This is a genomic window from Ruegeria sp. AN6 (assembly GCF_056540425.1).
This window is the reverse complement of the sequence record NZ_JBQFWR010000028.1, coordinates 23,022-32,968: the sequence shown is the minus strand read 5'-3', so window position 1 is coordinate 32,968 and position 9,947 is coordinate 23,022. Positions and strand designations below refer to the sequence as shown.

Annotated in this window: 8 protein-coding genes; 2 read left to right on the top strand and 6 right to left on the bottom strand. The window is 50.4% G+C overall.

All coding sequences use genetic code 11. The annotated features are described in order from the left end of the window. Positions 1-371: 371 nt before the first annotated feature. Positions 372-1,397 (bottom strand): ParB/RepB/Spo0J family partition protein, encoded by a 1,026-nt coding sequence (locus tag ACR0MQ_RS22265; protein WP_480611043.1) that lies wholly within the window; start codon positions 1,395-1,397, stop codon positions 372-374. A gap of 137 nt (positions 1,398-1,534) precedes the next feature. Further along, the gene (locus ACR0MQ_RS22260) at positions 1,535-2,941 is read right to left on the bottom strand and encodes an AAA family ATPase (protein WP_480611040.1); all 1,407 of its coding nucleotides are present in this window, start codon (positions 2,939-2,941) and stop codon (positions 1,535-1,537) included. Between the two features lie 441 nt (positions 2,942-3,382). Between ACR0MQ_RS22260 and ACR0MQ_RS22255 the strand changes: the two genes are divergently transcribed. Continuing rightward, positions 3,383-4,393: a replication initiator protein A gene (locus tag ACR0MQ_RS22255; protein ID WP_480611038.1), complete on the top strand. Its 1,011-nt coding sequence runs from the start codon at positions 3,383-3,385 to the stop codon at positions 4,391-4,393. Between the two features lie 92 nt (positions 4,394-4,485). On the opposite strand, the gene ACR0MQ_RS22250 is transcribed toward ACR0MQ_RS22255, so the two are convergent. The 4 genes from ACR0MQ_RS22250 to ACR0MQ_RS22235 form a co-directional block, all read right to left on the bottom strand. Further along, entirely contained in the window at positions 4,486-5,529 is a 1,044-nt protein-coding gene (locus tag ACR0MQ_RS22250) for a glycosyltransferase 61 family protein (protein WP_480611035.1), read from the bottom strand. A 327-nt stretch (positions 5,530-5,856) separates the two neighbouring features. Further along, complete coding sequence (locus tag ACR0MQ_RS22245; protein ID WP_480611032.1) at positions 5,857-6,738, bottom strand: class I SAM-dependent methyltransferase; 882 nt, start codon at positions 6,736-6,738, stop codon at positions 5,857-5,859. A gap of 168 nt (positions 6,739-6,906) precedes the next feature. After that, positions 6,907-7,911: a UDP-glucose 4-epimerase GalE gene (gene galE, locus ACR0MQ_RS22240; protein WP_480611029.1), complete on the bottom strand. Its 1,005-nt coding sequence runs from the start codon at positions 7,909-7,911 to the stop codon at positions 6,907-6,909. Positions 7,912-7,924: 13 nt separating this feature from the next. Beyond that, positions 7,925-8,803: a glycosyltransferase family 2 protein gene (locus tag ACR0MQ_RS22235; protein ID WP_480611026.1), complete on the bottom strand. Its 879-nt coding sequence runs from the start codon at positions 8,801-8,803 to the stop codon at positions 7,925-7,927. A gap of 231 nt (positions 8,804-9,034) precedes the next feature. Here ACR0MQ_RS22235 and ACR0MQ_RS22230 point away from each other — a divergent pair, with 231 nt between their 5' ends. Beyond that, entirely contained in the window at positions 9,035-9,730 is a 696-nt protein-coding gene (locus tag ACR0MQ_RS22230; RefSeq protein WP_480611022.1) for a WecB/TagA/CpsF family glycosyltransferase, read from the top strand. The last annotated feature ends 217 nt before the right edge of the window (positions 9,731-9,947 follow it).

Sequence of the window (9,947 nt, the reverse complement as noted above, 5' to 3'; positions counted from 1 at the left end):
AGGCCGCACTGGACGGTGCGCCCATCCAGGCCGCCATGCGCCTGTCACTGCACCGCTCCCTGGCCCAGGCGCAGAAATACTACGATGACGTTGATATCGTTGAAAACCCGGCGGCGGATCTGTTGGGGTGAACGCTTACTAACTACAAGCCACAGTCATTTGGAAAGGCTGGTGTGATCCGAAATTATAAAACTCGACATTCTCGCTCCAGCGAGGCTCAGCCAGCTGGCACCGCACTCCATGATTTGTTTTGGAAGGAGGAATTGAGAATGTGTGTTTCAGCTTTCCCCGAAAGTAACGCTACCGCGATCCTTCTTAACTAGGAACCAACTTCTTACACCTGTATCGCGCAATGTTTCGCGCGCGAAACATCAGTCGGTCTGAGATTTCAGCCACAGCTTCAATCGGTCTATAAACTTGGCATCCAGGTCGGGGCCACTCAACACCAGTTTCTGCCCCTGATCTGTCTGCTGAACTCGGATGCCACCCACTATCTCATCTGGCTCTGCATCGTTCACCGAGGCAGGCTTCCGAGGCGACTTATCACGCCCGTCTCGGGCGATCTGATCTGCGAGCACCCTCGCTTCGGCATCCGCATTTTTGGAGGGATCATTTCTCAAACTCTGAGCAATACGATCACCTAGCTTCAGATCTTCCTTAAGAGCTTTGGATAGTGCCAGTCCCAACCGTTCGGGTATTGCCGCAGCAAATCGCAGGTCTGCATCAAGTGCGTGGTAGATCACAATAAAAGACCCTATTTTTGATCTTTTGGCACGGCTGGCGGTCGAAAATAACCCGCGCAGAGCCGAGGCCTCGTCTGGATAAACCCCCTGCTCGGCCGCGCGCGCCGCAATACGGGCTCGCTCGTAGTAGCTGAGCCCAACACGGATCTCATTCTCCTCAACCATCGAAAGATAAGCGTCTGAGGCGTTCTCGGGGCGTCTGAGCAACGCCTGAACAGTCACAAAACGCTTATCGCCCGTTTCCGCATACAACGTCTTTAGCGCGGTCAGGCGGCGCCAGCCAGAGATCAGGCCAAACCGATCCTCGGCCAGCTTAACCACCTCGATCGGGGTTTGTTGGCCACGGGCGCGCAGGCTTTCAATTAATGCCGACATTTCATCCCCGTCCACCACGATCCGGTCGCGCACCAGATAGGTTTCCTCGATGGCGGTCAGCGGTATCTGCTGTACCAACCGCCCTTCGGCGCGGGCTGTGCGTATCTCAGAGCTCAGGTCGTCCACGGCGGCCTGCAGCGCCGTGTCGCCAGCAACCTGCGCAATCGGCGGCGCAGAGAGTACTGGTGGGAACATGGATTTTGTTTCGAGTGTCGCACCCGCAGCCTCTTCAGGCAGATAATCAGCACGGGCGGGGGTCAGCCGTTTACGTTTTGCCATGTCAAATCCTCCTCATCTGCCCGTGATAGCCTCTGTTCTGCTCAATCCCGTTACCGCAACGTGCGGTGCACTGCGCGGCTTGCAGAGCGAAAGAGAGTGTTTCGCGCGCGAAACATCGGCCGGGCCGGGCAGGGGGCTCATACCGCCACCTCGGGCTGATGCTCGGCCTGCAACGCCAGCTCCTCACGCCGCCAGACGCCTAATACCAGCCGCTTGAAGGCAGCATAGGTCTCATCAAAGGTTTCTCGCCCGCGGGCATAGGTCTCACGGTTGAAATCGCGGTAATCAGCTTCGTAGATGCCATTCACCTGCTCTCCGGCCTGACCGATCAACGCGGTGAATTCCTGCCGGTGGGGCGACAGGGCGCTGCCCAGATAAGATTGCATCAACCCGGCCAGTTCCGCCTGTTGCGTGCCGTCATAGCGGGTGATGACCGTGCGTACCGCATCCCATTCAAACGCCATCTCGTCGCGGCCAAGCGCGCGGGCGGCCATGTTTTCGCCCTCCTCGATCGATTGGAAGGTCGAATGTAGCATGTCGAAGAACCGCCCTGTGGAATCGAATTCTAGGAACGAAGCGCCCATAGGCACCAGCAGAATATCGGCTGCGGCCAAGCCGTTGATCGTCAGATAACCAAGCGCGGGAGGGGTATCGATGAAGATCAGATCATATTCATCCAGAATACCATCTGCCTCCAGTGTTTCGGTCAGTGCATCCCACAGTTTCCAACCCCGGGCTTGCATCCGCCAGACAGGGATCTGAAACTCAGCCCAATAGAGGTTCAGCTGTGCCCCGATCAGATCGATATTGGGCCAGTGGGTTTTCTGGATCAGGCTGCTTGCGCGGGTGTCCAGCGCCTCCATCAGGGTATCATCGATAGGGTGGGGGGGCTCGCCCCGATCCAGGCGCCCCTGATTTTCGCGGCGCAGGTATCCGGCATAGTGGCGGGCTAGTAGGGGAAACACAGTCTGCCATTCATCCGTGACCTTGCCGCCAAAGATAGACGTCATTGATCCCTGACTATCCAGATCGATCACCAGCACCTTGTAGCCGTCCAGGGCTGCCGACATAGCCAAGTGTGCGCAAGTCGAGGTCTTACCGACGCCACCTTTGAAATTGGCGACAGACACCAGCTTGGCGGGCAATCCTTCGGGTCGATAAGGGCGATACTCTTTGGCCTTGGACCCTTCCGAAGCAAAATGAGTGCGGAGCCGCAGCACCTCATCCAGGGTAAACCATTTGGCTCCACCTTCAGATTCCGATCGGCCCTGTGGTAAATCCGGGTTGGCCTTTAGGACTCGGCGAAAATGGGGTGCGGCAACCGGGATCAGATAGCGGGTGATTTCCCAAGTGGAAAACAAACGCAGTTGTCGTGCCTCTCCATCTTCGAGACCTCGGCTTGCAAGGTCTTCGCGTCCCTGAGTGCAAGCACTCGCAATGGCTGCAAAGCTGGCTGTAGTAGAGGGGCTCCCCAGCTCTGAAAGAGCGGTGTCTGGATCAATGTTGAAATAGGGTGGAAGCCTGTCTTTCGAAGATATCGCCATGTGACTTTTGCTCGATATGCTGTGTTTTCGCGATTGTAACACAAAACATAGCATATGGAAGAACTACTGGCATCAACCGATATTTTCTAAGCAAATCAAAGGGCTGTACTTATGGAAAATAGGTGGCTTTGAAGGGGCACAAATTTTTTTTAGTTAGAATATAGTTATTTATTAGTTACAGATTATATCCTTTCTTCATAAATCCTTGAAAAATAACATATTTATCGCTCTTCTTTGTGTCCAAGTGAATCTGATCCCACGATCAAGTGACTCTGATCCCACGTTAGGCCGACTCTGATCCCACGATCCGGAGCTTTACCCGGCCTGTGGATAACTCTAGGGTAAGCGTCAATAAAACCACGAAAAAAGATTCGGGCAGGTCAGGGGCAGAGGTATGAGCTGGAGCACTTCAGTTCTGATTGATTTTTCATGAGTAGGAATGTGCCCGCTGGCGCAGGAGGGTTGCTGCCGGATCGGTATCCGACTGCAGATTTTTTTGTCTGCGACATCTTCGATGCGCTGCCCAAAACGGATATGGGATCGATGGAACATCCAATGTTCTCGCTCTCCACGCGCCCGGATCGACGCATCCTGAACTATGAGCATAACGGGGTGGAAATCACCGTCACGCCTTCTGTCCGGGGGCTGGCGACGATCCATGACAAGGACATCCTGATCTTCTGTATCAGCCAGCTGATGGCGGCGATCAATGCCGGTCGGGCGGTCAGCCGGGTTGTGCATCTGAAAGCACATGACCTGCTGGTAGCGACCAACCGGGAAACCTCGGGCGATGGCTATAAGCGGCTGCGTGAAGCATTCGAGCGTCTCGCAGGTACGCGCATCACCACCAACATGGTGACCGGCGGGGTTGAGACAACCACAGGGTTCGGCCTGATCGAAAGCTGGGAGATCGTGCGCCACACGCGGGCAGGGCGGATGGTCAGCGTTTCGGTCAAGCTATCGGATTGGCTGTTTCGGGCGGTGCTGGCCAAATCGGTCCTGACACTCAGCCGCGATTACTTCCGCCTGCGCAAACCGCTGGAGCGGCGGATCTATGAACTTGCGCGGAAACATTGCGGACGGCAGCCTGAATGGCGGGTGTCGGTCGAAACGCTGTTGAAGAAATCCGGGTCGGCCTCACCGCGCCGGGTGTTCCGTAAGATGGTGCGCGACATGATCGCGGCCGATCACTTGCCGGATTACCACCTCGAAGAAGAGCCCGGTGACATTATCCGTGTCAGTCGCCGCGATGTGGTGGTGGATGCCGAAAGCAAACTGCACCTCAAGCCCGAAACCCTGGGGGAAGCACGCCGTCTTGCGCCGGGCTGGGATGTCTACGCTCTGGAAAGCGACTGGCAAGCCTGGTGGATCAGCAGTGGCCGCAAACCGCTGAGAAGCCCGGATATGGCGTTTTTGGGGTGGGTTGCAAAAAAACATGACAGCGGTGGTTAACACCTCATGGCTCGCCGCTGTCATAATTATGCTGCATACCTCAATGCTGAAATTATGTTTCATATTTAATGAAACTAAACGAGCAAATTATTTTACTCTCGATACTCCACCCTTTCAATGGTTCGCAGAATCTCATCTAGATCAGCACTGTATGCGTCGGCTTGTGTCCCATTCAAAACAACTATCCCAGCTGAAATTTTATTGGCTCTCGCATATCCAATATGGACGCTAGTGAAGCGATCATTCGGGACCAATATAATGATACTGCTTCTCGGATGCATCGAGATTTGTGCGTGGGTCATATGGCTACCCTCCATGCTCACCACAACACGAGCTCTGCAAAGTGCCCGTTGTAGTTCTTCGACAGAAAATTTAGAAATATCAATTATTTTCCAACCTCGAGCAATAAGCTCTTCGATTAGTTTGGTCTCATTTTTTATCTGGCGGCGAACACCCGTCGCACCTCGTTGCAGGTACACATAATCGGTCGCTGCTTCCCCTCCAAAGCGTTTATGTATTTCATTCCGTATAATGCGATACCGTGAGCGCTTCGAACTTCCCTGCGAGAAATCTTGATAAACAATCAGCTGATTTGTGTGCACAAAAGAATGCCTAATTTCAGGCAAGTCAAAGATTTTCATATAATCAAACGCATGGGTCCAAGAAGCATCTGGCGGCAACCATGGCTCACCAACTGCCGGATCGATAAATGCAGTTGGAAGAGCATCTGTAAGCCAGTGCCCAAAGTAACGCCAAGAAACGTAGCTTTTACAGTAACGTAATTCTTCCATTTGGAGAATGGGCTTCGTGATCTCACGCAGTGATGATTTCTTTCCATAATGCTCCAACTTTCTCCACGTAGAGTATCCGCTGGGCCAAACACACGCATCTCGATAAATGCGTCGTAAGACAGGAGCATGCGTGACAACTGTTGCTTGAACCGCATCTATATGTTCCGAAAGCTTAGAATGCTCGTCTGTTTTAGTGATACGTTCAAGCATGCCGGGCAAAAGAACAGGTGGGATAACCACTTCTTTTTCTTCAGGTTGTAGAACTTCTATTTCCCCCTCTTCTTCACCAATAATCCGCTGCAAAAAAGGCGCCGAAAGAGGCTTAATTCGTTTAAGAAAGGTCATGTATTGGTTTCTCCTAAATAATAATCTATCCCCGTCCAATAATACCAACCTAACGCTTTAGATAGGGAGGGTCAGTGCTCACCATAGATAGCAGGCATCTCGTGGGACTATATGAGTAAGCGGGAGAAGCAGTTTGGGCCGGATGAAGAGAGGCGGAAGGATTGCCCGAAGGCTACAATTCGGCCGCCTAGACTAGCTTCTTTCCCAGCTAGATAAAGATTGAATTAGCGCCGAGTAGCGGTTCTGATGCGACAAGGAAGATTATCGATGCTGAATACGAAAACTAATCGCTACGGTATCTTCAGGCGGCTTCGGAGAAAGCTTACATCATAATGTTGCGGCTTTCTTGTGGTGCAAGCATATTTCCTGTCCAACTTGGCAGGGTAGGTTGTATTGACGTAATCCATTGTTTTGCAACCAACGATGCATTGATCTTAAAGTAGGATAGATTGGTCTCGAGGTGGAGGAGTTGAGGCGCGGTTTAAAGATGCGATCCCCAATAAACATATAGCTAAGTGTGTTGGCCACGGTTATGCAATACGCTTTACTCGTAGTGATGCTACGTATCAAACTGCGACGTTCTCCCCAAAAAAATTCTTTTAAATGACCTCCAATTATAATTAGTTCGCCATCTGGTTTCAGTACACGAGCGATTTCTATCAGCGCGGCATGGATATCGAAATACTGATGTGAAGAGACACATAGCACAATATCAAAGCTATGATCTCGGAAAGGGATGTCTTCTGCGCAACCTAGCTGGACACTTGAAGTGGTGGTTCTCTCTCGGGCGCTAAAAATTTCTCCCATATTTATATACGTTTCCATAGGTTCCAGCCCGTAAGAGTAGGCACCTGCTGCAGAAAGGGAGAACAAGTTTGATCCCATCCCAGGGCCAATTTCGAGCACTTTTTTACCCTGGAAATAATTACTCGATAGGTGAGCGGCTTTCCCTTCGAATGGGAGTTTTTTATCTCGCTCCAACCAGAAATAATATTCTCTGCAAGAATCTGCGATTAAATGGCCGGATGTAGTCAGGTGACCGTTGTTATTGTTAATCCAGCCTAATTCAACTGCGATTTGAGTTACTGTAGCTGGAATATCTGTGACTGGCAGCGAAAGTGCTTTATGGTGCAATAACCGGATCAAGTCCTCGGATTGTGATGAGAGAAAATGGCCTCGTATGTCCTCAAAGTTATCATCGTCCGACATCTGAAAATGCTCCCAAGAATATGTGTATTTAGAGTACAAGGCAGTTCCATAATAAGGTGATCTATTTGACATGCCCAAAGAAGAAAAGAGTTGATACCGCGTTGTATTTGCAATCTTTGCTACGCACTCAAGGTTTGTAGTTTCCGAAGTTTTTTTAGAAAAGAAACGTCAAGTCACTTTCTTTACAAAAGCCCAATTGCTTGAACACATTTCAAGTAATCCATATTTGGCTTCGAAGCCCAAAACTGATTTAGCCTGTTCTGTTTCGGCGATCGAAACCATTGGATCCCCCGCTCTGCGATCAACGATCTGATAAGGGATGGAACAGCCCGCGGCCTCTTCGTAAGCCTCAATGACTTCAAGCACACTGTGGCCTTTACCGGTGCCCAAATTGACTTGATGGCTCTGCTGAGTTCTAAAAAGCGCGTTTATTGAGAGCACATGGCCTCTGGCTAAGTCTTCGACGTGAATGTAGTCGCGAATGCAGGTGCCATCTATGGTGTTATGATCGCCGCCGAAAATGTTGACCAGTGGTAATTTACGCATTGCAACACGAGCAATTACTGGAACGAGATTAGTAGGTGGCTGGCTGGGGTTTTCACCAATTAGTCCAGATGCATGGGCCCCCACAGGATTAAAATAGCGCAAAATGCCAAAGATAAAATCCGGAGTTGCCGAACCGATATCTTGTATAAGATTCTCTCCAAACAGCTTAGTTTTAGCGTAGACACTTTGTGGGGCTGGCGGCGAGTTTTCTGGAATGGGGACGGTGTTTGGCGTTCCGTAAATAGCTGCACTTGAAGAGAAGACAATCTTTTGTACATCGCACATACGCATAGCGGCGATAATATTCAGCAACCCGGTGCAATTACTTTCGTAATATCCCAAAGGATCCATTTGGCTTTCCGGTACACTTTTCCGTGCTGCAAAATGTATGACCGCATCAAAACTATGACCCGAGAAAGCTGCAAGCACATCAGTGGTTGAACGGATGTCGCATTCTATAAATGATACAGCTTTGTTCGTGACTTTTGCCAATTGGTCTAAAATACCACGCTGCGAATTTTCGAAGTTGTCTAAGATAGTGACATTATAACCTGCAGAAATCAGCGCTACATAAGTATGTGATCCAATAAATCCTGCTCCGCCAGTCAACAGAATATGTTTTGCCATGATTACCCTTACCTTATCGCCCGCGCGTCCATTCAGTCCCGCCTGCGCGAAGCCGTACGAAGAGATGGACGGCAGCATAGACTGTAAAACTAATTGGGGCCTTTAGAAAAATTTTGAAAAGCTCACCTTTGGATAAAGCTGTTTTGGTATCGTTTTTCATGAGGTTTGGGTATAGCCGTTTAACTTCTGATACTCCGGCATCTTGTCTACGACGTACTTGAACAAGATTTCGAAAACCCTCTACCATGGGCCATTGATAGTGGGCAGGTACCTCAACACGCTCATCTGAGGTGAAGTTCATCCGCACGAATGTATCATCGGAAATTATACTCGGGAATGCTCCCCAACGCTTTCGACCAGGGGTATTCACAGCAAACAAGCCTGCCCCAACACAGCCATCTTTCACGAAAGGAAGTTGTACCCAAAGGTTAGCATAAGCTCGAGTGATCCAAGATTTTGCGCGCGCTACTTCGATTGTCCCAGTGGCATAAGCCGGTTCTGATTTGTTTAACGCACCACGCAACTGCCCTAGCAACTTCGGGTCACAGATTACATCTGCATCTAGATATATGCGCATCGTACCAATGGCAGCACGATCTGCGTGATTAAAAGCATTTAATTTGCCAGGTGCCTCAATACTCAAAAGCTTCAGTTGCCAGCCCCGCGAAACAAACTTTACTTCTTCCTCAAGGACAATTTGTTCGGTCTGATCTGTACAAGCGTTTGCTGCGACAATGACCAAGACGCGACCTGCAGCTTCGTCTTGCAGCAAAAGGGCTTCAAGGCAAGAGCCAATATAGGCCTCTTCGTTATGAGCGGCGATAATTACACTCAGCACGTCCGCTGAGCTATCATTGGTGAGTGGAATATTTGGCTCTGCTGTTCTACTCAAAACCGGCACCAATAAATCTTCATGGAAATGACTTGTTTTTACTAAGTGATGTTAGAAGCTATGCAAATTGCAATCTAGCATAGACATCCAAATACGGGTCAGCCATCAGAGAGAGGGCACTTTCTAGTTTGCCATAATTTTCTCAACTGTGGTGGAGATATGATTAATCGCCAAGCACCAATTGAGCCAGAGTTTCTCGCATTGCTCAGCCATCCGACACGGAGCGAGCTTATGGATAGTATAGAGAGCTATTGGCGGAAGGGGCATGGCTTCGCTCTTGCGACGCTGAACTTGGATCACATCGTAAAAATGCGCCGCCAGCCGGATTTTCTCTTTTCATATAAGTTGCATAGCCATGTTGTAGCAGATGGGAATCCAATCGTCTGGCTATCAAGGCTTGCAGGACGTACCACGGAGTTAATACCTGGGTCAGATCTAATTGCGCCGCTGTCTAAGCTTGCTGTCAGGCACGATGTGCCCATCGCATTGTTTGGGGCGACCGAAGGGACTCTAGAATTAGCTGCAACTCGTTTGGAGCAGGATCAGCCTGGATTGCGGATCGTTGCAAAGATAGCTCCGCCTTTTGGATTTGATCCGACAACAGCAGCGGCAGATTGTTATTTGGAAACAATACGCGCCTCTGGTGCAAAATTGTGTTTTCTCGCGCTGGGTGCCCCGAAGCAAGAAATATTTGCCGCCCGTGGAATCGAGCATGTGCCGCACTGTGGATTTGTTTCTATCGGTGCAGGCCTTGATTTTATAGCTGGTAGCCAGCTTCGAGCACCGCGTTGGGTCAGGAAGTTGGCGTTGGAGTGGGTCTGGCGAATGCTCAGTAATCCGCGTAGGCTGGCGATGCGCTATGGGCGCTGTATTCTGATTATGCCAGGATTGACATGGCAGGCTCTGCGTTTCAGATTTTCGCGATAAAATCGTTTGAGCGAGAGCCGCTCTCTTTTATTCTGACAGACATGATTTTTCGCATTCTCTGTAGTCTTTTATCCGCTGTTTGTACGTTCGGGGCGGCCCATGCCGATACTGTACACTTGGGCTCATCTGATATGATCCGCGCCGGGCCTTTCGGGTGGATAGTACCGCAGCCGGATCTTACGGAATCCACCTCAACGGATCCAATTATAGCCCCAGA

Bases quoted from the DNA above. Each gene is read 5' to 3' on its own strand.
- ACR0MQ_RS22265 (WP_480611043.1), bottom strand. From the start codon at position 1,397: ATGGCAAAACGTAAACGGCTGACCCCCGCCCGTGCTGATTATCTGCCT.
- ACR0MQ_RS22260 (WP_480611040.1), bottom strand. From the start codon at position 2,941: ATGGCGATATCTTCGAAAGACAGGCTTCCACCCTATTTCAACATTGAT.
- ACR0MQ_RS22250 (WP_480611035.1), bottom strand. From the start codon at position 5,529: ATGACCTTTCTTAAACGAATTAAGCCTCTTTCGGCGCCTTTTTTGCAG.
- ACR0MQ_RS22245 (WP_480611032.1), bottom strand. From the start codon at position 6,738: ATGTCGGACGATGATAACTTTGAGGACATACGAGGCCATTTTCTCTCA.
- galE (WP_480611029.1), bottom strand. From the start codon at position 7,911: ATGGCAAAACATATTCTGTTGACTGGCGGAGCAGGATTTATTGGATCA.
- ACR0MQ_RS22230 (WP_480611022.1), top strand. From the start codon at position 9,035: ATGGATAGTATAGAGAGCTATTGGCGGAAGGGGCATGGCTTCGCTCTT.